Origin of the sequence: Actinoplanes sp. NPDC051861, from assembly GCF_040681145.1 — a bacterium.
Lineage (GTDB): Bacteria > Actinomycetota > Actinomycetes > Mycobacteriales > Micromonosporaceae > Actinoplanes.
In genome coordinates this window covers 708,697-735,149 of record NZ_JBFAYE010000002.1, presented here as the reverse complement: position 1 = coordinate 735,149, position 26,453 = coordinate 708,697, and the positions used below count along the sequence as shown (strand labels likewise).

The 26,453-nt window shown below is 69.5% G+C and carries 30 protein-coding genes; 15 read left to right on the top strand and 15 right to left on the bottom strand.

The annotated features are described in order from the left end of the window. Positions 1-22: 22 nt before the first annotated feature. The 3 genes from AB0M02_RS10130 to AB0M02_RS10120 form a co-directional block, all read right to left on the bottom strand. On the bottom strand, positions 23-226 hold the full coding sequence (locus tag AB0M02_RS10130; protein WP_364224185.1) for a hypothetical protein: 204 nt from the start codon (positions 224-226) through the stop codon (positions 23-25). Between the two features lie 244 nt (positions 227-470). Continuing rightward, complete coding sequence (locus AB0M02_RS10125) at positions 471-989, bottom strand: DUF1360 domain-containing protein (RefSeq protein ID WP_364224183.1); 519 nt, start codon at positions 987-989, stop codon at positions 471-473. Between the two features lie 2 nt (positions 990-991). Then, complete coding sequence (locus AB0M02_RS10120; protein ID WP_364224181.1) at positions 992-1,243, bottom strand: DUF6158 family protein; 252 nt, start codon at positions 1,241-1,243, stop codon at positions 992-994. Between the two features lie 87 nt (positions 1,244-1,330). Between AB0M02_RS10120 and AB0M02_RS10115 the strand changes: the two genes are divergently transcribed. Next, the gene (locus AB0M02_RS10115; RefSeq protein WP_364224179.1) at positions 1,331-1,744 is read left to right on the top strand and encodes a hypothetical protein; all 414 of its coding nucleotides are present in this window, start codon (positions 1,331-1,333) and stop codon (positions 1,742-1,744) included. A gap of 14 nt (positions 1,745-1,758) precedes the next feature. Next, positions 1,759-2,082: a DUF3817 domain-containing protein gene (locus AB0M02_RS10110; protein ID WP_364224177.1), complete on the top strand. Its 324-nt coding sequence runs from the start codon at positions 1,759-1,761 to the stop codon at positions 2,080-2,082. Positions 2,083-2,107: 25 nt separating this feature from the next. Here AB0M02_RS10110 and AB0M02_RS10105 read toward each other — a convergent pair whose 3' ends face one another. Further along, positions 2,108-2,323 (bottom strand): hypothetical protein, encoded by a 216-nt coding sequence (locus AB0M02_RS10105; RefSeq protein ID WP_364224175.1) that lies wholly within the window; start codon positions 2,321-2,323, stop codon positions 2,108-2,110. Between the two features lie 49 nt (positions 2,324-2,372). Between AB0M02_RS10105 and AB0M02_RS10100 the strand changes: the two genes are divergently transcribed. Continuing rightward, the gene (locus AB0M02_RS10100) at positions 2,373-3,335 is read left to right on the top strand and encodes an NlpC/P60 family protein (protein WP_364224173.1); all 963 of its coding nucleotides are present in this window, start codon (positions 2,373-2,375) and stop codon (positions 3,333-3,335) included. Between the two features lie 55 nt (positions 3,336-3,390). On the opposite strand, the gene AB0M02_RS10095 is transcribed toward AB0M02_RS10100, so the two are convergent. Then, a complete protein-coding gene (locus AB0M02_RS10095; RefSeq protein ID WP_364224171.1) occupies positions 3,391-4,392 on the bottom strand; it encodes a sigma-70 family RNA polymerase sigma factor in 1,002 nt (333 codons plus the stop codon). Between the two features lie 535 nt (positions 4,393-4,927). Between AB0M02_RS10095 and AB0M02_RS10090 the strand changes: the two genes are divergently transcribed. Next, a complete protein-coding gene (locus tag AB0M02_RS10090; protein WP_364224169.1) occupies positions 4,928-5,617 on the top strand; it encodes an SDR family NAD(P)-dependent oxidoreductase in 690 nt (229 codons plus the stop codon). On the opposite strand, the gene AB0M02_RS10085 is transcribed toward AB0M02_RS10090, so the two are convergent. Further along, on the bottom strand, positions 5,608-6,276 hold the full coding sequence (locus AB0M02_RS10085) for a thymidylate kinase (RefSeq protein WP_364224167.1): 669 nt from the start codon (positions 6,274-6,276) through the stop codon (positions 5,608-5,610). The two genes, AB0M02_RS10090 and AB0M02_RS10085, sit on opposite strands and share 10 nt — an antisense overlap. 140 nt (positions 6,277-6,416) lie before the next feature. On the opposite strand from AB0M02_RS10085, the gene AB0M02_RS10080 reads away from it, so the two are divergent. The 7 genes from AB0M02_RS10080 to AB0M02_RS10050 all read left to right on the top strand — a co-directional run bounded on the left by AB0M02_RS10080 (position 6,417) and on the right by AB0M02_RS10050 (position 11,709). After that, positions 6,417-7,001: a nucleotidyltransferase family protein gene (locus AB0M02_RS10080; RefSeq protein ID WP_364224165.1), complete on the top strand. Its 585-nt coding sequence runs from the start codon at positions 6,417-6,419 to the stop codon at positions 6,999-7,001. Position 7,002: 1 nt separating this feature from the next. After that, a complete protein-coding gene (locus AB0M02_RS10075) occupies positions 7,003-7,251 on the top strand; it encodes a hypothetical protein (protein WP_364224163.1) in 249 nt (82 codons plus the stop codon). Beyond that, the gene (locus AB0M02_RS10070; protein ID WP_364224161.1) at positions 7,248-7,991 is read left to right on the top strand and encodes a metallophosphoesterase; all 744 of its coding nucleotides are present in this window, start codon (positions 7,248-7,250) and stop codon (positions 7,989-7,991) included. The genes AB0M02_RS10075 and AB0M02_RS10070 overlap by 4 nt, the downstream gene beginning before the upstream one ends. A 40-nt stretch (positions 7,992-8,031) precedes the next feature. Next, complete coding sequence (locus AB0M02_RS10065) at positions 8,032-8,178, top strand: GPGG-motif small membrane protein (protein ID WP_364224159.1); 147 nt, start codon at positions 8,032-8,034, stop codon at positions 8,176-8,178. A 188-nt stretch (positions 8,179-8,366) separates the two neighbouring features. Further along, positions 8,367-9,314: an MHYT domain-containing protein gene (locus AB0M02_RS10060; protein ID WP_364224158.1), complete on the top strand. Its 948-nt coding sequence runs from the start codon at positions 8,367-8,369 to the stop codon at positions 9,312-9,314. A 31-nt stretch (positions 9,315-9,345) separates the two neighbouring features. Continuing rightward, positions 9,346-10,065: an HD domain-containing protein gene (locus tag AB0M02_RS10055; protein ID WP_364224156.1), complete on the top strand. Its 720-nt coding sequence runs from the start codon at positions 9,346-9,348 to the stop codon at positions 10,063-10,065. 18 nt (positions 10,066-10,083) lie between these two features. Continuing rightward, positions 10,084-11,709 (top strand): glycoside hydrolase family 13 protein, encoded by a 1,626-nt coding sequence (locus tag AB0M02_RS10050; RefSeq protein WP_364224154.1) that lies wholly within the window; start codon positions 10,084-10,086, stop codon positions 11,707-11,709. Here the strand turns inward: AB0M02_RS10050 and AB0M02_RS10045 are convergent. From AB0M02_RS10045 to AB0M02_RS10035, 3 genes are read right to left on the bottom strand one after another with little or no spacing between them, the layout of a single operon-like run. Continuing rightward, entirely contained in the window at positions 11,617-13,077 is a 1,461-nt protein-coding gene (locus tag AB0M02_RS10045; protein WP_364224525.1) for an MFS transporter, read from the bottom strand. The two genes, AB0M02_RS10050 and AB0M02_RS10045, sit on opposite strands and share 93 nt — an antisense overlap. Before the next feature lie 41 nt (positions 13,078-13,118). Next, positions 13,119-13,436: a helix-turn-helix transcriptional regulator gene (locus tag AB0M02_RS10040; protein WP_364224152.1), complete on the bottom strand. Its 318-nt coding sequence runs from the start codon at positions 13,434-13,436 to the stop codon at positions 13,119-13,121. After that, on the bottom strand, positions 13,433-13,798 hold the full coding sequence (locus tag AB0M02_RS10035; protein ID WP_364224150.1) for a type II toxin-antitoxin system RelE/ParE family toxin: 366 nt from the start codon (positions 13,796-13,798) through the stop codon (positions 13,433-13,435). The genes AB0M02_RS10040 and AB0M02_RS10035 overlap by 4 nt, the downstream gene beginning before the upstream one ends. 119 nt (positions 13,799-13,917) lie before the next feature. Between AB0M02_RS10035 and AB0M02_RS10030 the strand changes: the two genes are divergently transcribed. Next, positions 13,918-15,036: a glycosyltransferase gene (locus tag AB0M02_RS10030; protein WP_364224148.1), complete on the top strand. Its 1,119-nt coding sequence runs from the start codon at positions 13,918-13,920 to the stop codon at positions 15,034-15,036. Between the two features lie 47 nt (positions 15,037-15,083). Here AB0M02_RS10030 and AB0M02_RS10025 read toward each other — a convergent pair whose 3' ends face one another. The 4 genes from AB0M02_RS10025 to xylA all read right to left on the bottom strand — a co-directional run bounded on the left by AB0M02_RS10025 (position 15,084) and on the right by xylA (position 20,745). Continuing rightward, positions 15,084-16,556: an RICIN domain-containing protein gene (locus tag AB0M02_RS10025; RefSeq protein WP_364224146.1), complete on the bottom strand. Its 1,473-nt coding sequence runs from the start codon at positions 16,554-16,556 to the stop codon at positions 15,084-15,086. A gap of 8 nt (positions 16,557-16,564) precedes the next feature. Next, entirely contained in the window at positions 16,565-18,013 is a 1,449-nt protein-coding gene (locus AB0M02_RS10020; protein ID WP_364224144.1) for a pectinesterase family protein, read from the bottom strand. A 144-nt stretch (positions 18,014-18,157) separates the two neighbouring features. Further along, on the bottom strand, positions 18,158-19,558 hold the full coding sequence (gene xylB, locus AB0M02_RS10015; protein ID WP_364224142.1) for a xylulokinase: 1,401 nt from the start codon (positions 19,556-19,558) through the stop codon (positions 18,158-18,160). Positions 19,559-19,560: 2 nt separating this feature from the next. After that, on the bottom strand, positions 19,561-20,745 hold the full coding sequence (gene xylA, locus AB0M02_RS10010) for a xylose isomerase (RefSeq protein WP_364224140.1): 1,185 nt from the start codon (positions 20,743-20,745) through the stop codon (positions 19,561-19,563). Between the two features lie 144 nt (positions 20,746-20,889). On the opposite strand from xylA, the gene AB0M02_RS10005 reads away from it, so the two are divergent. Further along, positions 20,890-21,948: an ROK family transcriptional regulator gene (locus tag AB0M02_RS10005; protein ID WP_364224523.1), complete on the top strand. Its 1,059-nt coding sequence runs from the start codon at positions 20,890-20,892 to the stop codon at positions 21,946-21,948. Positions 21,949-22,008: 60 nt separating this feature from the next. Here the strand turns inward: AB0M02_RS10005 and AB0M02_RS10000 are convergent, their stop codons facing one another. Next, positions 22,009-23,715, bottom strand: coding sequence for a VWA domain-containing protein (locus AB0M02_RS10000; protein ID WP_364224138.1), 1,707 nt, complete (start codon positions 23,713-23,715; stop codon positions 22,009-22,011). 248 nt (positions 23,716-23,963) lie between these two features. Then, entirely contained in the window at positions 23,964-25,016 is a 1,053-nt protein-coding gene (locus AB0M02_RS09995; RefSeq protein WP_364224136.1) for a lactonase family protein, read from the bottom strand. A 110-nt stretch (positions 25,017-25,126) separates the two neighbouring features. Between AB0M02_RS09995 and AB0M02_RS09990 the strand changes: the two genes are divergently transcribed. Both AB0M02_RS09990 and AB0M02_RS09985 read left to right on the top strand, forming a co-directional pair. Next, positions 25,127-25,312, top strand: a complete 186-nt coding sequence (locus AB0M02_RS09990) for a hypothetical protein (RefSeq protein ID WP_364224134.1) — start codon at positions 25,127-25,129, stop codon at positions 25,310-25,312. Positions 25,313-25,392: 80 nt separating this feature from the next. Then, a complete protein-coding gene (locus AB0M02_RS09985; protein WP_364224132.1) occupies positions 25,393-26,451 on the top strand; it encodes a LacI family DNA-binding transcriptional regulator in 1,059 nt (352 codons plus the stop codon). Positions 26,452-26,453: the final 2 nt, after the last annotated feature.

Here is a 26,453-nt window from a genome sequence, read left to right as displayed (position 1 = left end):
CACGGTGGGGTTCCAGGTGCCCCTATCGGGGGGTGTCGCCCGGATAAACCGTCTCGTTCGAACGACGTCGCTCGAGGAACGAGTCCGGTGCCGCGGTGGTGTCTTCCTCGCGTTCGTCGGACTCGGCGAGGATCGCCTCGGCCTGTGCCCGCGGGTCGGCGCTGCCGGTGGCCGTCTCTTCCGGCAGCAGGCCGGAGGCACGCTGACCGGTCCGCTCGTCACTCATGAGTTGATCTTTACCCGGTGGAGCCGCCGGGGAAACAACGCGCCGCTCCCCGGAGTGTTCCGGAGAGCGGCGCGCAAGCGGAGGCCGGTGTGCAGGTCGCCTCGCGGCGAGTGGCTCAGCACGGCTCCAGCCGAACTGGTATTCCGTGCAGGCAATGGGTGAGGCCCGGGGACACTGGGCACACCGGCATCCGTTTTCAACCGTCGGCAGGCGGCCATGATTCCGGTAGCTTCTGTGACCTGGATTACATCCGCTCCGCCTTCTCCTTGGCGATCGAGTACGCCATCTGGAGGAAGTCCGACGCCGCCGTGGCGGTCAGCACGGTCGCTGCCAGCCGGGTCAGCCGGGGCGCGAGGACCAGGCCGCCGGTCAGCCCGGTGGCCACCCAGACCGCCAGGCAGAACGGGCAGGTGACCAGCTCGCCGATGCCGTGCCGGACCGAGCTGCCCTGGTCGCGGACCTCCTCGTTGAGCTCGGCCGCACCGGCCGGCTCGGCGTACCGGGTGAACGGCGCCCGCAGCGGGCTCGTGACCGAGTCCTTGGCGAGGAGCCGGCTCAGCTTGTGGGTGGCGATGGAGAGCAGGACCACGTCGGTGACGGCGGGGCGTTCCGGCACCGGGCGGCCGGTGACCCGCGCGGCGCCGGCGAGGCTCCCCGCGAGAGCACCGAACGCGCCCATCGCGACGAGGTAGCCGTCGAGTGGCCGGTGGTCGTGGGGGGCGTACTCGCGGGCGACCCGGGAGAATCGTTCGCGCAGCGCCATCCTCAGAAATCCTGGGTGAGCCGGCCCGGGTCGACCTCGCGACCGGGGTATCGGGCCATGTACTCGGTCTCCAGCTCCGCGGTCCGCTTGAAATGGTTCTCCAGGGCCGCGTCCGGGCCGTGCCGCAGCGTCTGCAGCCGCGTCCGGTAAAGACTGCCCAGTTCGCGGAAAAGGTCCTCGTCGGCCAGACCCGCCGGGTCGATGCCGGTGTCGAAGACCACCGGCGCACCGTCCTCGAAACGCGCGTCGGTCATCGTGCACCTCCGATCTTTTCGCCGTCGCTCGCCAGGACGGTTGCCCGAGCGGACCGAGACCAAACCCGCGCCGGTACCCTCGGGGTCATGAAAGGGCTGTGGACTCCGGCGTGGATAGCCCGGCATTTTCTCGCGCTGGTGCTGACCGCCGCCTGCCTCGGACTGGGCTGGTGGCAGTTCAGCCGCGCCACCGACGGCAACTCGATCAGCTGGGGCTACATGTTCCAGTGGCCGGTCTTCGGCGGGTTCGTGGTCTTCATCTGGGTCCGTGAGATCCAGCTCGCCCGCCGCCGCGCCGGGGGCGTACCGGACGCGCCCGAGCCCGCCGAGGAAGCGCCCGCCTGCGCGATCACCCCGGGCCGGCCGGTCCGGGTCACCAGCCGACCGGCCGCCACGACGCCGGACGACCCCGAGCTCGACGCGTACAACGACTATCTGGCCTGGCTGGCCGCCCACCCGGGTGCCCGGCCCGCCGACTACCCCGGTCGTATTCCTCAGTAAGGAGAACACCCGCCGTGCAGGGAGCCCTCACCCGTTACCGGATCATCGCCTGGATCGTCGGCGTGGTCCTCATCCTTCTCGTGGTGATCGGCATGCCACTGAAGTACCTGGCCGACAATCCCACGGTGGTCGAGGTCGTCGGCCCGTTCCACGGCTTCCTGTACATGGTGTACCTGGTGGCGACGTTCGATCTCGCGCGGCGGGCCAAGTGGGCGTTCAGCCGCATGGTGATCGTTATGCTGGCCGGCACGATTCCGTTCTTCTCGTTCTGGGCGGAACGCCGCGTCACACGCCACTGGCTGGCGGACTCGGCTTACGAGCCGGCGCTGAGCGAATAGTCCGTTTGCCTCGGCGAAATAACGCTTAGAAGCGGCCGAATGACAGCGCGTTATCGGGATTAACCACGTAACCCGGGCCATTGGCATATTTCACTCGGTCAGGCCTTGATTTCTTTTCTTCCGCCGATAGGTTAATGCGGTTGGTCCGGTCCGCAGCCACAAACCCTCGGGTGGCGCCGGCCAGCGCCGCTGAAATCTTGTCGTGACGGCCGCCGCCCTTCCCCCGGGTGGCGGCCGTCACGAGCGGAACCGGGAAACCGGCGGCCTAGCGGAAGAAAGGCCCCTGACCAGTGCCACACCCCCGTACCCGGCTCCGGGCGCTCGTGGTCGCGCTGACAGCGTTAGCGATCACCACGTCGGGAGCGTCGGTCGCGCACGCGGCCCCGTCCAAGAGCGAGCTCAAGAAGAAGATCGACGCCGCGTCGGAGAAGCTCGAGGACGTCACCGAGTCGTACAACAAGATGCGGCTCGACCTGAAGAAGACCAAGTCGGACACGGTGAAGCTGGAAGCCTCGCTGAAGCCGACCCAGGTCGCCCTCGCGGCGGCCACCGCCAAGGTGCAGACCATCGCCGCCACGTCCTACATCCAGGGCAAGGTGGGACCGGTCAACGTGCTGGTGAGCGGGGACGAGGAGAACCTGCTGGAGCGCATGGCGTTCCTGGAGCAGATCGCCCAGTCCAACCAGCTCGACATCGACGCCTACAACGAGACCACCGAGACGTTCGCGGAACGCAAGGCGGCACTCAAGCTCACCCAGGACAAGCAGACCGCGCAGATCAAGGCGCTGGGTGACAGCAAGAAGGCGATCGAGAAGGACCTCGACAAGCTCCTGGACATGCGCGAGGAGCTCTACGGCAGCGCCACCGAGAACACCGGTTCCTACACCGGCAAGATCCCGGACATCCCCGGCTCGGCGGGTCAGGCGGTCACGTTCGCGTTCAACCAGATCGGCAAGCCGTACGGATACGGCGACGCCGGCCCGAACTCGTACGACTGCTCCGGCCTGACCTCGGCGGCGTGGGCGGCGGCGGGCAAGTCCCTGCCACACAACGCCGCCGCGCAGTACAGCGCCACAGCCCGGATCAGCCGGGGCGATCTCCAGCCGGGCGACCTGGTGTTCTATCGGTCGAACGGGCACGTCGCCATCTACGTCGGCGGCGGGAAGATCATCGACGCGCCGTCGGCCGGCCGCGACGTTCTGCACCGGACGATCGACATCATGACCCCGAACGGCTACGGCCGGATCAAGTAGTCAGGACAGCGAAAAGGCCGGCACCCCCTGGGGGTGCCGGCCTTTTTGTTCGTCGTCAGGCGGCCTGCAGGCCCTCGGCCCGGGCCAGCTCCCGCAGCCGGCCGAGCGCCTGGATCTCCAGCTGACGGATCCGCTCGCGGCTCAGCGAGAAGCGCGAGGCCACCTCGGTGAGCGAGTGCTCCCGGCCGTCCTCCAGGCCGTACCGGGCGCGCATGATGCCGGCGGACCGGTCGTCCAGGTGGTTCAGCAGGCCCTCGATGCGCTGGCGCTCCAGGGCGCTCAGCACGATCTCCTCAGGAGACGGTGCGTCGCTGTCGGCGACCAGGTCGCCCAGGTTGGTGTCGCCGTCGTCGCCGACCGGGGTGTCCAGCGAGACGGTGTCCTGCGCCCAGCGGGTGAGCTCGTTGACGCGCTCGACGGTCACGCCCAGCGCCGCGGCGATCTGCTCCGGCTCCGGGTCGCCGCCCAGCTCACGGACGAGCTGGCGGGTGACGTTGCGCATCCGGTTGACGTCCTCGACCAGGTGCACGGGGAGCCGCACCGTGCGCTCCTGCTGTGCGATGGCCCGGCTGATCGCCTGGCGGACCCACCAGGTCGCGTACGTCGAGAACTTGTAGCCGCGCTCGTAGTCGAACTTCTCGACCGCGCGGACCAGGCCGGTGTTGCCCTCCTGGATCAGGTCCAGCATCGGCATACCCGACCGTACGTAGCGGCGTGCGATGGAGACGACCAGCCGAAGGTTGGCCCGGATGAACAGGTCCTTCGCGCGCTGGCCCTCGGTGACGAGGCGCTCCAGCTCCTCCCGGCTGACGCCGCGGCGAATCTCGCCCTGATCGAGCAGATGCTCGGCGTAGAGGCCCGCCTCGATCGCCTTGGAGAGCTCGACCTCCCGTGCGGCGTCCAACAACGGCGTCCGGGAGATCTCGTGCAGGTAGACTCCGACGAGGTCGCGCTCCTCGGCGACCTGATCGGTACGCATCACGGTGTTCTTCTCCACGTTGCCCACGGTCCCCTCATTGCCGTCACTAACCCTGTTACGGGCATTACCTGCGTCCATCAGCCCTCTCCCGTAACGTCCGCAGCTCGTGCATTGCGGTTGCTGACACATCTACTCAACAAATTGCCGCCAGCGCTGATTCCGCCTGGCCTGGTCGAAAGTGTCACGAATGCCTGGGTCTTACCTGAGAGCCCAGTGCGCGGTAGCTGAGTACGGACTCCGGCGCGCCCTGTCCGTAGACAGGCGGATACCCTAGGCGCGCTTCTCATAACACCATCGGCCTCTCATCCGTCACAGCGACGGGCATCACCTTGGGCTACGCGACGCTCGTCACCCCCGTGTACGGGTTTGACGCCCGCGGGGTTCATGTGCAGCATCGGCCGACCGAAGACGGGCCTGAAACAAACGTCCCCGCGAAAAGATCCCCGGCTTCGGACCGGTACGGGACCACCGGTCACAATGCGCCACGCCGAGCCACACGTAACTCGCCCACATGGGTGACGTACGGGGCCGTCCGAACATTCCCAGGTTGGGGCCGGTTTTCTCGGGCGAGTGAGGAAAAGCACACCCTCGACCGTGTGACAGGCTGCTCGGTATGACGGTTACGCGTACTGCTCTGGTGACGGGTGGCACAGGTGGGCTGGGTGCCGCCACGGTCTCGGCGTTCCTCGCGGCGGGGTGGCGTGTGGTCGCCCCGGTGCGCCCCGGGACGGCCGGCCGGCTGCCGCAGGGCGCGGTGCCCGTCGAGGCGGACCTGATGGACGAGGCGCAGGTGCGGGCGGCGGCCGCGACCGCCGCCGGGCAGCCGGGCGCACCGCTGCGGGCGGTCGTCAACCTGGTCGGCGGGTACGCGGGCAGCGGTCCCGTCGCCGACACGCCGGTCGCCGACTTCGAGAGGATGCTCGCGGTTAACCTGCGCCCGACGTACCTCACCACCGCGGCGACCCTGCCGCACCTCGTGGCCGCGGGTGGCGGATCGGTGGTCTGCGTGTCGTCGCGGGCCGCGGTGTCGCCGTTCCCCGGCGCGGCCGGTTACATCACCGCCAAGGCCGCCGTGCTCGCGTTCGCCGGCGCGGTGGCGGTGGAGTACCGCAGGCAGAACGTGCGGTGCAACACGGTGCTGCCGAGCATCATCGACACCCCGGCCAACCGCTCCGGGCAGCCGGACGCGGACCACAGCCGCTGGGTGGCGCCGGCCGCCATCGCCGAGACGATCCTCTTCCTCGCCTCGGACGCGTCGGCACCCACCAGCGGCGCGCAGATCCCGGTTTACGGTCAGGCCTGAACGGGCTCGGGCTCGAGCCCGGCCGGCACCGGCGCCGGGGCGAGCGCGGCCCGGATCCGGGCGGCGACCTCGTCCGGCGTGCCGTTCGCGTCGATCACCACGAAGTCCGGGTACTCCGGCAGGGACTCGTAGGCGGCCGTCGCGGCGCGCAGGTAGTCCATCGACTCGTGGTCGTACCCGCGGCGCTCGATGCGCTCGTGCGCGACGACCGGGTCGACGGAGAGCAGCAGGGTGACGTCGGGGGCCGGGAAGAGGCGGTAGGCCAGGCGGGCGCGGCGCTCGGCGGCCGGGCGGGCACCGTGTGAGCGCAGACTCGCGTACTGGCAGACCGCGTAGCGGTCCATGACCGTGATCTCGTGGTGGACGGTGCGGCGCAGCAACGTGCGCAGGATCGCGAGCCAGCGGAGCACCGACTCGACGCCGAGCATCGCGCGGCGGCCCAGCAGGTCCTCGGCGTCGCGGCGGCCGAAAACCGCGGCGAGCCGGCCGAACCAGTGCCGCCCGCCCGCGTTTCGCCGGTACTCCGCGGGGAACCCCGCAAGTGTCAGCTCAGTGGCGAGCCGGTGCGCCTGTGTGGTCTTGCCGGAGCCGTCGATGCCGACCAGCGCGACGGTGCGGACGCCCGCCGGGATCGGCGGTTGCTGCGCGGTGAGAGCCATACCAACCGACGGTAGCCCGTGTCTGCACATCGCGTTCCGCACCGCGGCGGCTTTCCCGCCGTACAGAATGGGTCTTGGGGTTCAAGGTGTGGCGACTCCGGGTAGTCGTTCACGGACCGGACACGGACCAGGAGGACGCCATGCCACACCGTGTGGACGAAGGTTTGGCCATCACCTTGAAGCGCGTGGCATCGACGCTGAAGGCGGTCGACATACCGTTCGCGCTCGGCGGAAGTTTCGCGGTGTACGCCCGGGGCGGGTACTCCAGCGACCACGACGTGGACTTTCTGATTCGCGAGCAGGACAAGGACCGCGCGCTGCAGGAACTCGGCGCGGTCGGCTTCGAGGCCGAGCAGCCGCCGGAGGACTGGCTGGTCAAGGTGTACGACGAGGGCCGCATGGTGGACCTGATCTACCGCCCGGTCGAGTCGCCGGTGACCGAGGAGACGCTGCACGACACCGACCAGATCTCGGTCGAGGCGATCTACATGCCGGTGCTCTCGGCCAGCCAGCTGATGATCCACAAGCTCCTCAGCTACAGCCAGCACTACTGCGACTTCGCCACCGGGCTGCCCGTCGCCCGTTCGCTGCGCGAGCAGATCGACTGGGACCGGGTACGCCGCGAGACGCTCAAGTCGCCGTACGCGGAGTCGTTCCTGGTCCTGCTGGACCGGCTGGACGTCGTGCCGTTCCCGGGCGAGCGGGAACTCAAGGTAGGGGGATGAGATGACCCACCAGATCGACCTGGAGGCGGAGATCCAGCGGCTGCTCACCGAGCACGACCGGATCGCCGAACAGGGCATCACGGTGCAGCGCCGGGAGAACGTGGTGGTCCTCGGCGGGGAGGTGGAGAGCGCGCAGCGGCGCGACGAGATCTGCCGGCAGATCACCAGCCACTTCCCCGAGATCGAGATCACCTGTGACATCGGCATCACCCGGGCGCAGGCGCCCAGCGAGGTGGAGGAGATTTCATGATCCGGATCGCTGCCGTCGGTGACGTTCACGTCGACAAGGACGTGGTGGGCCGCTACCGGCCCGCGCTGGAGGAGCTGCCCGACCGCGCCGACGCGCTGCTGGTCGCGGGCGATCTGACCCGGCACGGCACGGTCGAGGAGGCCCGCTGCTTCGCCAAGGAGTTCGGCGGCCTGGCCGTACCGGTCGTGGTGGTGCTCGGCAACCACGACCACCAGAGCGACCTGCAGGACGACGTCACGCAGGTGCTGACCGACTCCGGGATCACCGTGCTGGAGGGCTCGGCGACGGTCCTGGAACTCAACGGGCACCGTCTGGGCGTCGCCGGCTCCAAGGGGTTCGGCGGCGGGTTCGCCGGTGCCTGCGCGAGCAACTTCGGCGAGCGCGAGATGAAGTCGTTCGTCGGGACCACCGAGGACTTCGCGAACCGCCTCGGCGAGGCGCTGCGCTCGGTGCAGTGCGACGCTCTGGTGGCACTGACCCACTACTCACCCGTGCCGGAGACCCTGGTCGGCGAGCCGCTGGAGATCTATCCGTTCCTCGGCTGCTACCAGCTCGGGCAGGCGATCGACTCGGCACCGACCGCACTGGCCCTGCACGGCCACGCGCACCACGGCTCGGAGCGCGGGCGTACCCCCGGCGGGGTGCCCGTGCGAAACGTCGCCCACCCGGTCATCAAGCAGGCGTACAACGTGTACCAGTTGCTTTCCGGGCCGGTCGACACCGAGCTGGCACACGCCTGACGAGGTTTTCGAATTCCGGCGTACGGGTATCCGAGTCGACATGGAACTTCTTCTCTTGATCCTCGCCGTAGTCCTCGTCATCGCCGGCATCCTCGCGCTGTTCCGCCGGCAGTTCCTGTGGGGAATCGTGCTGATCATCGTCGGCCTCCTGGTGGGTCCCGGCGGTGTCAGCATCTTCAACGTCTGACGCTCCCATGTGGAGCCCGGAACCTTCCCCCTGAGTCCCCGTACCCCCTTCAGAATCGACGGCCCGCGAACCGGGGTCGCCGCCGCCAGGTCCGTATCGGACACGGCGACGGTGGCCCCGGTTCTCTTTGGTGCGCAACCGCACACAAGGTGCGATGTACGCCGACGGAGATCTGACTCAATCCCTGCGTGACTCATGTGCATCACTTCACTTATGGGGTCTACAACCCGATAGCCGCCTTCCTGCTGGCGTTCCTCGGCTCGTTCCTGGCGCTGCTGTGCACCGGGCGGGCACGCGACGCGCACAAGCGGAGCCGGCGCAACCGGTGGCTGGTGATCGCGTCGTTCGCCCTCGGTGGCGGCGGCATCTGGCTGATGCACTTCTCCGCGATGCTCGGCTTCGACGTGCCGGCCAGCCCCGTCCGGTACGACCTCACCCGTACCCTGTTGAGCCTGCTCTTCGCGGTGTTCACCGTCGGGGTGGGTCTCATGGTCGTCGGGCACGGCCGCCGGAGCACCGTCAAGACCATCGCGGCCGGGATACTCACCGGCAGCGGGGTGATCGCCATGCACTACACCGGCATGGAGGGCATGCGGCTGCCCGGGACCGTCCATTACGACCCGGTGCTGGTCGCGGCGTCGGTGCTGATCTCGATCGCGGCCAGCACGGTGGCGCTCTGGTTCGCGGTGTCGGTGCGCGGCGGGGCCCGGGTCAGCGGCGCGGCCGCGGTCATGGCGCTGGCGGTCTGCGGCATGCACTACACCGGGATGGCCGCCATCTCCGTCGAACTGGACCCGCTGGCACCGGCCGCAGGCGGTATCCGGCCGCTCACCATGCTGGTCCCGATCACCGTGATCACCACGGCGACCATAGTCGGCGTCGCACTGAGCGCGTTGCAGGCGATGACCGAGGAGGAGTTCACCGACGGCGCCGGTACCCCGAAGCGGGGCGTCCACGCGGAGAACCCGCAGACCAGGCCGCTCAAGCAGGCGTCATCGATGGGCAACGTCCGGCTCTCCCCCGCCGCCAGGGCTGTCGTGGCCGGCCGGGCCACCGGCGCCACCCGCCCCCGCCCGTCGCCCCGGCCCGCTTCGGCACCGGCGCCCGCCACCCCACCGGCCGCATCCGGTACCTGAGTGAAACCGTGATCCGGTATATCTGTTCGGCATGGCACCAAGGTTGCTGCTCTCCATGCCGCTGCACGCGATCACGGAGGTTTACGGGGAGGCGGGACTACGCGAACGGTTTCTCCTGGAACTCGAGTCGTTCCCCGCGGATGAGCGCAAGCAGCTCACCGAGGCGCTCGACCTCGCCTCCGACCTGCACGCCGCCGACCGGCGCGTCCGCGAGCCCTACCTGAACCACCTGCTCCGCGTCGCCATCCGGATCATCCGTTACTACGGGGTACGCGACGTCGACGTGCTGACCGCGGCCCTGCTGCACGACGCCGTCGAGGACCACCCGGCCGAGCTCGGCGGACTGGAGCCGGACCGTTCGCACGCCGAGCTCACCGGCGCCGCCCTCGCCGAGCTGTCCCGCCGGTTCGGCCCGCGGGTCGCCGAGCTGGTCAGCTCGGTCACCAACCCGGAGTACGACCCGGAACGCGACAAGCACGAGCAGTACCGCGAGCACGTGGCGGAGAACCTGGACCGGGACCCGTGGGCCCGAGTGATCAAGATCTCCGACTTCACCGACAACGGTGTCGGCGTGATCCACACGACGATGGAGAAGGCCTACAGCTCAGCGAGGAAGTACCGTCCGCTCGTACCCAAGCTGCGCGAGCTGGTCGGTCGCCCGGACACGCCGCTCTCGACGGAGGCCAAGGAGCACATCCTCGACCAGCTCGACCTGGCGGAGGAACGTTTCGCGGCCATCCTCGACGAGTGACCGCCATACGCTGGGGACATGCCCTCCACTGAAACCTGGTGGCGCGACGCCGTCATCTACCAGATCTACCCACGCTCGTTCGCCGACGCGGACGGCGACGGCATGGGTGACCTGCCCGGCATCACCGCCCGCCTGCCCCACCTGCGGCGGCTCGGTGTTGACGCCGTGTGGCTCTCGCCCTTCTACCCCAGCCCGCAGCACGACGCGGGGTACGACGTGGCCGACTACCGCGGCGTCGACCCGCGGTTCGGCGAGCTCGGCGACGCCGACAAGCTGATCGCCACGGCGCACGACCTCGGCCTGCGGATCATCGTCGACCTGGTGCCGAACCACACCTCCAGCGAGCACGCCTGGTTCCGGGCCGCGCTGGCGGCCGCGCCGGGCACCCCGGAGCGGGAGCGCTACATCTTCCGCGAGGGCCGGGGTACGAACGGCGAGCTGCCGCCCAACTCCTGGCAGAGCGTGTTCGGCGGCCCGGCCTGGGAGCGAACCGCCGACGGCCAGTGGTACCTGCACCTGTTCGACGTCTCCCAGCCCGACCTCAACTGGGACCACCCGCAGGTCCGCACCGAGTTCGTCGACATCCTGCGGTTCTGGCTGGACCGCGGCGTGGACGGTTTTCGGGTGGACGTGGCGCACGGCCTGATCAAGGACGCCGACCTGACCGACTGGACCGCGCCGGCCACCGTGCTGGGCGGCCTGGAGCCGGTCGGCCCGCCGCCGCCGATGTGGGACCAGGAGGGAGTGCACGAGATCTACCGCCAGTGGCGCTCGGTGCTCGACGAGTACCCCGGCGGGCGGATCCTGGTCGCCGAGGCGTGGGTGCAGCCGGAGGAGCGACTGGCCCGGTACGTGCGCCCGGACGAGATGCACCAGGCGTTCAACTTCCCGTACCTGGAGGCGCCCTGGTCGCCGAAGGAGCTGCGGGAGATCATCGACTCGTCGCTGGCCTCCAACGCCGCGGTCGGCGCCACCACCACCTGGGTGCTCTCCAACCACGACGTGGTGCGGCACGCGTCCCGGCTCGGCTACCCGGTCGGTGAGAAGCGCCGCCCCGGCATCGGCGCCGGGGACCCGCAGCCGGACACCGGACTCGGCCTGCGCCGGGCCCGGGCCGCGTCACTGCTGATGCTCGCGCTGCCCGGCTCCGCGTACCTGTACCAGGGCGAGGAACTGGGGCTGCCGGAACACACCACGCTCGCCGACGAGCACCGCCAGGACCCGGCTTGGGAGCGCTCCGGGCACGCCGAGCGGGGCCGGGACGGCTGCCGGGTGCCGATCCCGTGGGAGGCCGACGCACCCTCGTACGGCTTCGGCCCGGCCGACGCCAGCTGGCTCCCGCAGCCCGCGATCTGGGCCGAGTACGCGCTCGACCGCCAGGTGGACGTGCCCGGCTCGACGTACGAGCTGTACCGCTCGGCGCTGGCCGCCCGGCGTGAGCACGGGCTCGGCGCCGGCGCACTGGCCTGGGAGGGCCTCGGCCCGGAGGCGCTGGCGTTCCGCAACGGCGCGGTGCTCGTGGTGACCAACTTCGGCGCGGCGCCGGTCGCGTTACCGCCCGGCGCCCGGGTCCTGCTGAGCAGCGAGCCCCTGGACGCCGGCGGGCGGGTCCCCACCGACGTCACCGTGTGGGCGGTGCTCTGACGCCGCGGCCAGCAGGTCGGCGTGTGTCCGGGCCATGTCCTCCGCCACCGTCCTGCTGGCCAGCCAGTACATGATCCCGGTCGGCACGAAGAAGAACTGGAACGCGGCGAGGCCGACCGAGTAGTTCAGCGGTGGCGGGAACGCGCCGGACAGCGCCCGGAACACCACGCCCACCAGCGCGTTGCCGCCCGCCCGGCCCACGCCGTTGACCAGGTTGCCGAGGCTGTAGACGGTGCCGCGGTGCTGCGGCGGGTTGACGTCGGCGATCATCGCGAACCAGTTCGGCGAGTTCGCCGACGTCAGCATCAGCGCGAACACCGCGATCGCCAGGCAGGCGGCCACGGTCGGCTCGGTCACCACGTTCGCCAGCACCCCGCGGATCACCTCGCCGGTGCCGGCGCCGTCGGTCACCGTGATCCGCATCGGCACGAAGAACAGCACCACGTAGAACGGCACGGCGGCGAGCACACCCACCGCCGCCACCAGGGCCCGGCCCCGCGGTGTACGCCGCTGGAGCCGGTCGCCGGCCAGCCCGCCGAGGATCGACAGCGCCGCACCCAGCTGGAAGATCGTCGCGAACACGCTGCCGATCAGGACCGCCGTCCCGGACGTGTAGCCCTGGTCCTCGGCCCGGGCCCGGAACAGGATCGGCAGCCACACGAGCGAGCCGAACGCGATCTGCGCGGTGCCGCCCTGCAGGATCAGCCACACGTTCGTGCGCCGCCGCAGGATGACCGGCAGGTCCTCGTGGTGGATCCGCTCGTCGTAGTCGACGCCGGCCAGCTCCGGCTGGCTGTCGCCGCGCGGCACGTTGTAGGTCATCAGGTACGCCAGCGTGGCCAGCACCCCGGCGGCCGCGGTGAGCAGGAACGGCCGGCGCCAGTCCTCGTGCCCGGCGATGCCGCCGACCAGCGTGCCGGCGAGCGTGCCGACGCCCTGCGACAGTCCCCAGAAGCTCATCACCAGGCCGCGGCGCTTCGGCGAGATCAGGTCGCTGACCACGGCGAAGCTGACCGAGGCCACCCCGCCCAGGCCGAACGCGGCGAGGACCTGAGCACCCAGGAAGGACGGATAGCTGCCGGCCAGGCCGGACCACGCGGTGCCGATCACCCAGATCACGGTGCCGGCCACGAGGACCGGCTTGCGGTCGGTGCGGTCACCGACGTACGCGAACCCGACCGCCGCGACCGCACTGAACAGGAACATGGCGGTGGTGGCCAGCGCGATGTGCCCCTCGGTGACTCCCAGCTCGGCACCGATGCTGCCGTACAGCGGCGGCACGATCCCGATGGCCACGTTGTCGAGCGCGGCCAGGATCACGAAGACCACCACGCTGTAGACGCGGTGCATGATCCCGCCCTTACCCATCACGGGCTAGAGGCTATCGGCAACCGGTCAACCGGACCTGTTCAGGCGATGGCGGAGATGTCGCCGTCCTCGAAATAGATTGCCTGATGAAGACGGCCGCCAAGGGCCGCGGCGTAACGGGCCAGCACCTCATGCCCGGATATCTTTCCCTGCTCGATCTGCGAGATCCGGCCCTTGGTGACGCCCATACGATCGGCGACCTGCTGCTGGGTCAGGCCACGAGACCGGCGCACTTCGGCGAGACGATGGCCGATCACAGCGGTGACGAGCTCCGCCTTGCCCGCCTCGAATGCCTCCTCGCCACCGGCCTCCGCCACATACTGGGCGCGGACGTCCCGCCAGCGCACGTATTCGCTCATGCCTCTGAGTCCTCCTCCTCCGCGCGCTCCTTCAGGTAGGTCTCGTAACGCTGCTCCGCCAGCGGAATCGCCTCGACATACCACTTGTTCCACTGGCCCGCCTTGTTCCCGGCAACCAGCAGGATCGTAGATCGCCAAGGGTCGAAAGCGAACAGAATGCGCACCGTTCCGGGCCTTAGTTCCTTCAGGTTGGCGACCGACGATCCGTGGATGGTGTCCACGAGAGGGCGCCCGAGTCCCGGACCAGCTTCGGCCAGCAAGTCGATCGCCTGCGCCACTCGCGTGCGGGTAACCGGATCGAGTCTGTCGATCCACTCACGGACCTCGTCCACGAGATAGATGTCCCACTCCTCGATAGCCACGACCAAAGTATAGCGATAGGTAAACCTGGCATCTACGGCCGACCAGTTGTCGTTGATCGTTCGGGTGTGCGTCAGTGCGACGTTGCCCGAGAGACGGCGCGTACGGATGACCTAGTGGGATGCGGATCGTGCGGCTCGCCAACTTTGTGCACGCTACGTCGGGCGGGCTGAGGACCGCGCTTCGTGAACTGGGGAGGGGTTACGTCGCGGCCGGGCACGAGACGTTGCTGATCGTGCCCGGCGAGCGTGCCGGCGAGGAGGAGACCGACTACGGCCGGGTGCTGACGCTGCCGGGGCCGATGGTGCCGGGCCTCGGCGGGTACCGCGTGCTGCTCGGCCGCAAGGCGCTGAGCCGGGTCCTGGAGCGGGAGCGGCCGGATCGCATCGAGGTGCACGACCGGTCGACGCTGCGGTGGGCGGGTGCGTGGGCGCGCCGGGCCGGTGTGCCGTCGATGATGGTGTCGCACGAGAGCCTGGACGGCCTGCTCCGGCTGTTCGGGCCGGGCCGGGTGGCCGGCGCGCGGGTCGCGGACATGCTCAACGGCCGCAGCGTCACTGCCTTCGACGCGGTGGTCTGCACGACCGGCTGGGCCGCGCGGGAGTTCACCCGGCTGGGCGCGCAGCCGCTGCGCGTACCCCTTGGTGTTGATCTGGAAAGGTTTTCGCCCGCTCATCGAAGCGCCGCGCTGTGCGGGAGGCACGAAATCATGCTGCTGCACTGCGGCCGGCTGTCGGCGGAGAAGCATCCGCGGCTCTCCCTGGAAACACTCGCCGAAATGCGGAAACTCGGTGTGGACGCGGCGCTGGTCGTAGCTGGTGACGGGCCGTTGCGGGAGTCGCTGGCCGCGGAGGCCGCCGAGCGGGAGTTGCCGGCGCGGTTCCTCGGTCACGTGCCTGATCCGCGTGCGCTGCTGGCTACCGCGGATGTTGTGCTGGCGCCGGGTCCGATCGAGACGTTCGGGCTGGCCGCGCTGGAGGCACTGGCCAGTGGCACGCCGGTGGTGGTGCGGCGGGCGAGCGCGCTGCCGGAGGTGGTGGGTGCGGCCGGTGCGGCGGCGGACGGTGCCGGGACTGCTTTCGCCGAAGCCGTGTTGGGCCTGCTCACGCGACCGGAGACGGAGCGCCGGGCCGCGGCGCGGGCGCAGGCTGAGCGCTATCCGTGGTCACGGTCGGTGGAGGGCTTTCTCTCGGTGCATGACTTCGAGGGGTACGGGGTGAGCAGCCGGCGCCGCTCCTAGGAGTGACGCCGGCCGTTCCCCTCGTCCGCTGCCTGTTGCCGATCTGGTCAGTTGCCGATGTTCGACTGCGGTCCGGCGTACCTGGCGAGCAGCGTGGGCAGGTCCGCCGCCGCGTCCAGGGTGTACGTGTAGAAGCTGCCCGGGGTGAACGCGGACCCGTTGGTCTGCTGCTTGCCCGAGGAGTTCTTCACGATGCTGCCGGACTGCTTGAGCTGCGCGGCAGAGGTGTCGTTGTAGTACGGGTTCGCGACGTTGTCGAAGTAGCTGTTCTCGAGAACCATCTTCGTGGCGCCCCGGGACAGGTTCCCGTACGACGTGATGTTCTGCAGGTAGTTGTTGTAGAGGTGGGCGTACGCCACGTTGTCGGTCGACGGGTTGCGCTGGTTGGTGTTCTTGATCCAGTTGTGGTGGATCGTCATCCGCGCCGTCACGTTCTCGGTCCAGCCGATCCCGAACGCCTTGTTACCGGTGTCCAGCACGTTCCAGGACACCGTCAGGTACGTCGTGTCCTTGCGACTGTCGATCATCCCGTCGTTCATCCGCATGATCTTGCAGTGGTCAATCCAGATGTGATCCGCGGTGTCCATCTGGATGCCGTCGTAGTCATACGTCTTGTCGTCCGGGTCGTCGTCTGTCATCTGCGTGTCGCGGATGGTCAGGTTCCGGATGATGACGTTCTTGACGCCGGTGCCGAGGAAGAACCCGCCACCCACGATCTCACCAGTCGTGCCGACACCGACGATCGTCTTGTTCGACTGCACCTTGAGCTCGGTCCCCTTCGGCGTGACGGTGATGGCACCGGCCACCTTGATGACGTAAGGCTCGGCCGCGGTGACGTACTTGGTCAGGTCCGCAAGGGTCTTCACGGTCACGGTGGTGCCGGCCGCACCACCGGTCGTCCCACCACCCGTCGACGCGAAACCGTCCGGGATGCTCGGCCAGGTCCGTCCACTCGACGTCGGCGAGGTCGTCGGTGTACTGCCGCCTACCTGCGTGAACGTCCACTGCTTGTTCGTGTTGGCGGTGCATGTCTCCTGGATGACGGCCGCGCCGTTCTCCGTGGACGCGCCCTGATCCGACATGCACAGACCGCTGTTGACGTTGACGACTTGAAATGACTCGGATCCACTCAACACGAGTTTCCACTGTTGATTGGCTTGACTGGATACACATGTGTACTGCTGCAGTTGAGTGCCGGACGTTGTTGACCAGCCGGGCACGTCAATGCACTTGCCGCTGTTGACGTTCTGGACCAGGAAGTTGCTTCCCGAGGCCACCAGCTTGAACTGCTGCCAGTTGGAGTCGGCCGTGCAGTTCCACTGCTGCAACAATGCGCCGTTGTCCTTCGACGCGCCGGGCACGTCGATGCACTTGCCGCTCTTCTTCACGATCAGCTGATACGTGTTGCCGGCCGTCGGCGTGGCGGCGGCACTTGACGGCAGCACCGACCAGCCCACGAACGCGGCTGGCACAGTCAGCACGACGGCCGCCAGCGCGGCACGCTTCCTGCTTCTCGACATCGTCATGATCAGCCCACCGGGTTCCAGTTGTCCGAGCCCGCGAGGTACTTCTGCGGGGTGTAGTTCGCCGCCGTCGAGGCGCTCATCTGCGGGCGGTTGCTGTTGGTCGTGGCGCCGGAGCCGGTGTTCGCGTACTCGAAGAACCGCGCGTTCTGCCACGTGTTGCCGGACATGTCAGTCCACGGCTGGGCGGTCTTGATGGTGGCGCTCAGGCTCGTCTCGCGGAACAGCACCTGCGCGTCGGGACCCCACGGGCGGCCGAGCTGGGTGGTGTTGTTCGTCGCGCCGGTCACCGTGCTCTTGTAGATCAGGAAGCCGTACGGGTTCGCCGGGTCGGTCCGGGCCGCCGTGATCGGGCCGCCGGTGCTCCGCTTCTGGTAGATCCGCGTCGCGTTGAAGACCGCGGTACCCGAGCCGAAGATGAAGTCGACGGTGCCCTCGACGTAGGAGTTCTTGACGTACGTGCGGCCACTGTTGACCAGCAGCGTGTCCTGCGCGCCGAGGAAGCGCACGTTGTCGAAGACGAGCTTGTCGGCACCCAGGTTCGCGGCCACCGCCTGACTGCCCTCGCCGTAGTCGTTCGAGATCGTCAGGTTGGACGCGTTCAGTTCCCTGCCCTGCGCGAAGAAGGTTGCGCTGCCCGAGGTGCCGTACCCGCCGGCGTTGCTGCGGTTGTTGACGATCACGACGTCGTCGGCGGAGTCGCCGCCGCCCTTGAGCGTGACGAGCGGCTTGCTCGACGGGACGGTCACGATCTCGCGGTAGGTACCGGGCTTGATGGTGATGGTCCGCCGGGTCGTGTTGTTCGCCGGAACCGCGTCGATTGCCGCCTGGACGGTCCGGTACTGACCGGTGCCGTCAGACGCCACCGTGAACGAGCCGGTTGTGGGCGCGGTCGTCGGGGTGGAGCCGCCTACCTGCGTGAACGTCCACTGCTTGTTCGTGTTGGCGGTGCACGTCTCCTGGATGACGGCCGCACCGTTCGCCGTCGAGGCGCCCTGATCCGACATGCACAGACCGCTGTTGACGTTGACGACTTGAAATGAGTCGGATCCACTCGACACGAGGGTCCACTGTTGATTGGCTTGACTGGATACACATGTGTACTGCTGCAGTTGAGTGCCGGACGTTGTTGACCAGCCGGGCACGTCAATGCACTTGCCGCTGCTGACGTTCTTGACGAGGAATGCTGAACCGGCGGCTACCAGGGTGAACTGCTGCCAGTTGGAGTCGGCCGTGCAGTTCCACTGCTGCAACAATGCGCCGTTGTCCTTCGACGCGCCGGGCACGTCGATGCACTTGCCGCTCTTCTTCACGATCAGCTGATACGTGTTGCCGGCGGTGGGGGCGGCGGCCGCGCTCGACGGGAGCATCGACCAGCCGATGAAGCCGGTCGGCACGACCATCACGGCCGCGAGCCCGAGCAGTGTCCGCCTGGGAGATCGTCTCTCTGCCACTGCGGTCCTTCCTACGTGCGGGGATGCCGGTCGAGGGGGATGTCGACCGGTGGTTCTGTGCACGTAGATGCCGCGGAATGAGGCGGACAACAAGAAAGCCGCGAGAAAAAACGGGGCGGCCCTCAGCGGGGCCGCCCCGTCAACTCAGCGAGCGTGATCGAGCACTGCCTGTTGGGCGTACGCGTATTGCTCCCGGATCAGGGGAACGCTCGCGTCCTCGTACGTCTCCGGGGTTTCGGCCGACCACGCGGGCGCGACGTCACCACCGAGAGTGACCCACGCGGCCTGCCGGGCCGCACCGTCAGCGACATATTCGCCCGGCGGCGGAACCAGGACCGGCTTGCCGAACAGTGCCGGCGCGATGCGGCGGACCGCCTCGCTGCGCGCCCCGCCGCCGACCAGGACGATCCGGTTGGCGGCGGCACCGTGCGCGACCAGAGCGTCGAGCCCGTCGGCGAGGGCGCAGAGCATGCCCTCGACGGCGGCCCTGGCCAGGTGCGCGGGGTCGGACGTCTTCAGGGTGAGCCCGTGGATCGCGCCGGTGGCGTCCGGCCGGTTCGGGGTGCGCTCACCCTCCAGGTAGGGCACGAGGACCAGCCCGTCCGCGCCCGCCGGAGCCGACAGCGCGAGGCGGGAGAGCTCGTCGTGGTCCACCCCGAGCAGCTTGGCGGCCGCGTCGAGCACCCGGGCCGCGTTGAGGGTGACCACGATCGGCAGGAACCGTCCGGTGGTGTCGGCGAAACCGGCCACCGTGCCGCTCGGGTCCCGTGGTGCCACGTCCGAGGAGACGAACACCGTCCCGGATGTGCCGATCGAGACGATCACGTCGCCGGGCAGCGCGCCGGTGCCGAGGGCAGCCGCCGCGTTGTCGCCGGCGCCCGGGCCGAGCGGGGCGCCGTTCGGCAGCCGCCCGGCGATCCCGGTCGGGCCGAGCACCTCGGGCACCTCGATGCGCCGCCCGAAGCCGAGTTCCAGGAGGTCGTGCCGGTATTCGTTGGTTGCCGCGGACCAGTAGAGAGTGCCGCTGGCGTCGCTGCGGTCGGTCCTGATGTCGGCGAGGTCGGTGGAGCCGGACAGCTTCCACGTCAGCCAGTCGTGCGGCAGGCAGACGGCCGCCACCCGGGCCGCGTTGTCCGGCTCGGTGCGGGCCAGCCAGCGCAGCTTGGTGAGGGTGAAGCTGGCGACCGGCACGATGCCGACCGCGTCGGCCCACTTGTCGCCGCCGCCCAGTTCCTCGATCAGGTCGGCGGCCGCGCCGGCGCTGCGTGTGTCGTTCCACAGCAGCGCCGGGCGGACCACCTCGCCGGCCTCGTCCAGCACGACCATGCCGTGCTGCTGGCCGGCGACCGAGGCGGCGGCCACGTCGTCGAGCCCACCGGCCTGCTCGATCGCCTCCCGCAACGCGGACCACCAGGCGTCCGGATGCACCTCGGTGCCGTCCGGGTGCGACGCCCGGCCCTGCCGGACGAGCTTGCCGGTCTCCGCGTCACGGATGACGACCTTGCAGGACTGGGTGGAGCTGTCGATGCCCGCTACCAGGGCCATTGTCAGCGAGTCCCGAGCAGGTGGTCGATCGCCAGCTGGTTCAGCCGGACGAAGCCGTAGCCCTGGGCGCCGGCGGCCTCGGCGTCGTAGTCCTCGAACGCGCTGCGGTCGGCCAGCAGGTCGGTGTAGGTCTCGCCGGGGTTGAGGGTCGGCTGGGCCAGCTCGGCGACCTTGGACGCGGCCAGCGCCTCCTGGACCTCCGGGTCGGCGCGGAACGCCTTGGCCCGCTCCTTGAGGATCAGGTACATCCGGATGTTGGCCTTGGCCGACTCCCAGACGCCGTCGTAGTCCTCGGTGCGCGAGGGCTTGTAGTCGAAGTGGCGGGGGCCGTCGTAGGCCGGCGCGCCGTCGAGGCCGTTCTCCAGCAGGTCGACCAGGGAGAACGCGTTGAGCAGGTCGCCGTGGCCGAAGACGAGGTCCTGGTCGTACTTCGGGCCGTGCTGGCCGTTGAGGTCGATGTGGAACAGCTTGCCGTGCCACAGCGCCTGGGCGATGCCCTGGGAGAAGTTGAGCCCGGCCATCTGCTCGTGGCCGACCTCGGGGTTGATGCCGAACAGCTCGGGCCGCTCGAGCTCCTGGGTGAAGGCGATGGCGTGGCCGGCGGTGGGCAGCAGGATGTCGCCGCGGGGCTCGTTCGGCTTGGGCTCGATGGCGAAACGCAGGCCGTAACCGCGGTCCTCGGAGTACTGCGCGAGCAGGTTGAGGGCCTCGCGGTAGCGGTCGAGGGCGGCGCGCACGTCCTTGGCCGAGTCGTACTCCGCGCCCTCTCGGCCGCCCCAGAGGACCAGGGTCTTGGCGCCCAGCTCGGCGCCGAGGTCGACCTGGCGCAGCACCTTGCGCAGCGCGTAGCGGCGCACGGAGCGGTCGTTGCTGGTGAAGCCGCCGTCCTTGAACACCGGGTGGGTGAACAGGTTGGTGGTCACCATCGGGACGATCAGGCCGGTCTCGTCGAGGGCCTTCTTGAAGCCCGCGATGATGCCGTCGCGGGTCTGCGCGTCCGCGCCGAACGGCACCAGGTCGTCGTCGTGGAACGTGATGCCGTAGGCGCCGATCTCCGCCAGCTTGTGCACGGCCTCGACCGGGTCGAGTGCGGTGCGCGTGGCGTCACCGAACGGGTCACGGGCCTGCCAGCCGACGGTCCAGAGACCGAAGGAGAACTTGTCATCGCGAGTGGGCTGGACCGACACGGGTTACCTCCACGAAACGAAGGGAAACGAGGTGGATTTGTTTATTGGTTGAATTATTTGGCTGTCGTATGGCACTGTCAAGGGGTGTTGAGCGCCCCCACGACGCCAGTCCGCCAGGCCAGCGTTCGCGCCCATAATCTCGCGCTGGTGCTGCACACCGTGGCGAACAGCGCAGATCAGCCATCTCGGGCAGCCGTGGCCGCGGTGACCGGGCTCACCCGGGCCACCGTCTCGGCGCTCGTCGACGACCTGATCTCGGGCGGGCTGCTCACCGAGGTCGACCCGCCGCCGCGGACCGGAGCGGGCCGTCCCGCGGTCGGGCTGGCGCTCACCGCGGCCGGGCCGGCCGGCCTCGGGCTGGAGCTCAACGTCGACTACCTGGCGGCCTGCGTGGTCGACCTGACCGGCGCGGTGCGGCAGCGCTTCGTGGAACACGCCGACCAGCGGCCGTCCGGCGCGCCGGACGCCCTCGCGGCGCTCGGCGCTCTCGCGGCCCGGGCCCGGCTGGCGGCCGAGGCGGACGGGCTGATCGTGGCCGGCGCCGCGCTCGCCGTGCCCGGCCTGGTGACCGGCGACGGCCTGGTCCGGGTCGCGCCGAACCTCGGCTGGCAGGACGTCGACGCGCCGGCCCTGCTGCGCGCCACCCCGGAACTGGCCGACCTGCCGGTCACCGTCGACAACGAGGCCAACCTGGCCGCCCTGGGCGAGCTGCGTGTCACCGGCGGCGACCCCACGTTCCTGTACGTGTCCGGCGAGATCGGCATCGGTGCCGGCCTGGTCCTCGGCGGCGACCTCTACCGGGGCGTGCGCGGCTGGAGCGGCGAGATCGGCCACCTGACCGTCTTCCCCGACGGGCGGCCCTGCCGGTGCGGCGCGAACGGCTGCCTGGAGCAGTACGCGGGACAGGAGGCGCTGCCCGGCGACGAGCCGCTCGCCGCCCGGGCCCTCGGCATCGCCCTCGCCGCGGTGGTCAACCTGCTGGACGTGCCGGTGATCGTGCTCGGCGGGGCGTACGTGCCGTACTTCGCCCGGCTCCGGGAGGGCATCGAGGCCGAGCTGAGCCGCCGGGTGCTGACCTCGGGGCTGGCGCCGGTCTCGCTGCGGGCGGCGGCGCTCGGTGCGGACGCGGCGATGCGCGGTGCGGCGGACACCGTCATCCGGGCGGTACGCGACGATCCGGCCGCCTGGCTGCGCCGTTCCTGAGACGGCGGCGGCCGCCACCCCGGTGGGATGGCGGCCGCCCTGTGCCTGTGCTGAGCGTTGTTATGCGCCGGTACGCGTACCGATCGCCTCGAAGAAGATGTCACCGATCTTCGCCTCGTCCGGGGCGATGAAGACACCACTGCCCTTCACGACCTTGGAGATGGCCAGGAGCTCGTTCCGGTCGACCTCGTCACCGATACCGATGAGCACCAGACGGATCGGCTTCGTCGGGTCCTGCGCCTTCTTCAGACTGTTCAGGAGCTGTTCCTGAGTGATGCCGTCGTCGTTGGCGTTGATGCCGTCGGTGAACAGGATGACCGAGTTCGACCGACCCTGCTGCCAGCCGCCCTTCACCTCGTTGTAGGCGGCGAGGATGGTGTCGTAGAGGCCGGTCGCACCACCGGGCACCGGGTCCAGGTCGTCGATCGACGCCGCGAGTTCCTCACGGCCCGTGGTCAGTGGTTTGATCGACTCCACCTCACGGTACGGCTTGTTGCCGTCCAGCTTGGTGGCGAACTTCCACACACCGACCGACCACTGGTTGTTGAACAGCCCCAGACCGAACCGGGCGGCCGCCTGGGTCACCTCGGCACGGGACTTGCCGCCCGCCGTGGGCACCTTGGCGGTCATCGAGCCGGAGACGTCGAAGACCGCGAGCACCCGGCCGGGCTGCGTGGTGGCCACCCAGCTACCAACCGCGCGGCTGAGGGTCTTGCCGTCCACACCGGAGGCGGCGGTGCCACCCTCGGAGCCGGAGCCCGTCGTCGTCGGGTTGACCGCCGGCGAGGCCTCCGGGGCACCGACCGGCGCCTGGAAGGCCGCACCGTACGACCCGTCGGGCGAGCGCAGGCCGGCCGCGCTCAGCACGTCCTTGGCCGAGGCCGCGGAGAGCTGGGCGAGCAGGCCGTCGGCGGCCGCCTGCTTCGACGGGTCCACCACCTGCGGCATGATCGAGTACGGGTAGTCGAGCGGCGCGGGGCTCGGCTCCATGTAGATCGCGGAGAGCCGGACCGCGGGCTGCGCCCCGTTGAACGCGACCACGTCCTCCTCGGACAGCGGCGCGGCGCTGAGGCTGGACGCGATCTCGCTCGGGTCCGCCGACTTCGGGAAGCTCTCCAGCAGCTCCTCACGGAGCTTGGACTTGTTCTCCGCCAGGGTGGTCAGCGCGCGGGACTTGCGCTTGAGCCCCTCGGTGTCGGTGCCGGACACGGCGCCGATCGCCAGCAGGCTGGTGAGACCGGCCGCGTCCACGGTGGGCTCGACGATGCCGAACCGGACCTTGTCGTTGGAGCCGACCTGCGCGAGCAGCGTGTCCCAGCCCAGCTTCTGGTTGGGCCAGCCGAACTGCTTCGCGATCGGCTCTGGCATGGCGAGCACGACTGGGCTCTGCGCGACCGAGGCGATCTTCGTCGGCGAGAAGCCGGAGGCCTCGTTCTTCAGGCGCAGCAGCCAGGTCGACGAGTCGGGGAGCCAGACGTCGGGCACCTTGACCGACTCCGGCGCGACGCCGAGACCGGCGAGCTGCACGGAGTGCTCGCGCGAGACCGCACCGGCGACCTGCGACGAGTTCTGCCCGACGACGTCGACCGCGATGCAGGTGCCGTTGACGTTGGCACCCTCGGTGACCCACTTCTGCGCAACCTGCTGCACGGCTGGGGCGATCTCCGGGGAAGCGGAGACGGACAGTCGCACCGACCCGGTACAACCGGAGTCGTTGAACTGCTGATAAGTGAGCCACGTCCCGGCAACGACGACGACTATCGCCATCGCACCTCCGACGACGCCGGCTCCCTTTGAGTTGAAGTTCCTACGATGGCGGCCAGACACGCGCTCCATAGTGCGCATGTCGGAAGCCGAATGCCATATACGTTCGGCCGAAAATTACTCGGATTGGCCGTTTCCTATGCAAAAAATACGCTCCGTGACGATGCCCTTCCGATCAGTATCAGGTTTGGGCCGTCGCGCGCCTGGTTTCCCCTCAAAGATCACAGACATGCCCGGTTGACTGATGTGACCTATGGCCTGATCATCGGAGGGTTCCAGCGAAGCAGACAAGTGGGGGTCGGTTCACCCGTCGGCTCGCCTTGTGAAGTGGGAATTCCGGTGTCCGGATCGACGCGGAAAACCGTCACGTTGTGTGAACGCTGATTGGCTACGTAGAGGTGATCCCCGAGCAGCGTCATATGCCTCGGCCAGACCCCTCCGGTGGGCACTTCGGCGAACTGGGCGAGGTTTTCGCCGTCCCACGCGAACGCCGAAACGGTGTCCGGTCCCCGGTTCGCCACATAGACGAACCGGCCGTCGCGTCCGATGCAGACCTCTGACGGATAGACCGCCCCGGACGCCGTGCTCGCCGCCACCTCACCGCGCTGCTCCAGCGTCGGGCCGCCGGCCGCCCTGTACCACGTCAGGTTGGCGCCCAGCTCGCCGGCGAGGATCAGCGCGCCGTCGGCGGCGCGCACCAGGTGACGCGGGCCGGTGCCGGGCTTCGCCTCGACCGCGGGTTCCGGGGCGCCGAGCCGGCCGGAGACCGGGTCCAGCCGCGAGCGCCACACCCGGTCCGAGCCGAGGTCGGAGATGAGCACGTCGGCACCCTCCGGCACGACCTGGTGTGCGTGCGCGCCGGACTGGCGCTCGGTGTCCGGGCCGGAGCCGGTCAGGGTCAGCAGGTCACTGCGCTCGCCGGGGACGCCCTCGGCGTCGAGCGGGTGCACCGAGACCGAGCCGCTCGCGTAGTTGGCCACCACGAGGTGCCGGCCGCTCGGGGTGACGGCGAGGTGGCAGGGGTCGCCACCGCCGGTCGGGTGGGTGGCGAGCGGGATCAGCGAGCAGTCCGGCGCCACCGAGAAGGCGCTGACGGTGCCCTCTGAGAGCTCGTTGACGGCGTAGAGCACGGGGAGGGTGGGGTGCTGCGCCAGGAACGACGGAGACGGCGTACGGGCGGCCAGGCCCAGCCGGGCCATGTCACCGGTAGCCGGGTCGCGCCGCAACAGCGCAATGCCGTCGCCCTCACCACCCTTGTCACCGGTGTAGCAGCCGACGAAGACGTATTCAGCGCTCGAACCCATACCCCCGATCCCACCACATCATCGGTTCCGCGGCCGGGCGGCTCGCCTTCTTGACCGGTACAGAAAACCTCGGTACTGTACCGGTACAGAGGCGAGTCGAGGAGAGTGTCATGGAGCTGCCCACGGCGTACCTGCGCGGGATCCAGGACGTGACCCGCGAGATCCACAGTGCCCGGCCGGACGCGCCGGTCGTTCGCGAGCGCGCCACGCGTACCCCAAAAATGCGTTTGTCCCTGTCACGCGTGCTGTATCGGGCGTCCGTAGCTGTCGCACCCGCCGGGCATCGCCCGGCCTGATCTTTATCGTGACCGGGCCGGGACCGCCCCGCCACCGTCCGGCGGAAGGCGGTCCCGGCCCGCGGCGTTACGGTGTTGACGTGCCCAGGGTGACGTTGCAGACCATCGCCGACCGCGTCGGGGTGAGCCGGATGACGGTCTCCAACGCGTTCTCCCGGCCCGATCAGCTCTCACCCGCGCTGCGCGAGCGCATCCTCGCCGCCGCGCAGGATCTCGGCTACGTCGGACCGGATCCGACCGCTCGCGCCCTGGCCCGGGGCACCTCCGGCGCCGTCGGCATCCTGCTGACGGATTCCCTGCGCTACGCCTTCACCGACCTGGTGGCCGGGCGTTTCCTGGCGGCGATCGCCGAGGAGCTGGCTCCGACCGGCCTGGCCATCACACTGTTGACCTCGTCCGGTTCTGATCTGCTCGTGCCGGCCCGGGACGTGGCGATCGACGGCGCGCTCGTCTACTCCTGCGACCCGACCTCACCGGCGGTCTCCTGGCTGCGGCGACGCAGGCTGCCCATGGTCTTCGTGGACCAGGAGACGTCCGACGACGTGCCCAGCGTCAACATCGCCGACCGCGACGGCGCCCGCGCGGCGGCCCAGCACCTGATCGATCTCGGGCACCGGCGGATCGCCATCGCGACGGCCGGCCAGCAGGGGGACTACGGGTTCGTCGCGTCGCCGGAGTCGCAGCCGGAAGGGCACGCGTCCCGGGAGAGAAGGCTGGGCTGGTTCGACGCGCTCAACCCCGCGGGGATCAAGCCGGTCGTGATCCGTCACCCTCTGGAGCAGACCGAGGATGTACGCAGGGACGCGCGCTCGCTGTTGTCGGTCACCGATCGGCCGACAGCCATCCTGTGCTTCTCCGACGCGACAGCGGTGGGTGTGCTGCTGGCCGCCGACGACCTGGGCCTGAAGGTCCCGGCTGACCTCTCGGTCGTGGGGTTCGACGACGGCCCCCTGGCGACGCGGTTGCAACCGGCGCTGACCACCGTGCGGCAGGACGTGGAGGAGAAGGGCCACGTGGCTGCGGCGACGCTGACCGAGGCGATCCGCCGTGCCCGGACCGGCGAGACCGGCCCGGTGCCCCACGTCCGGCTGCCGGCCACGCTGGTGGTGCGGGGCAGCACCGGCCCGGCGCCCGCCTGAGG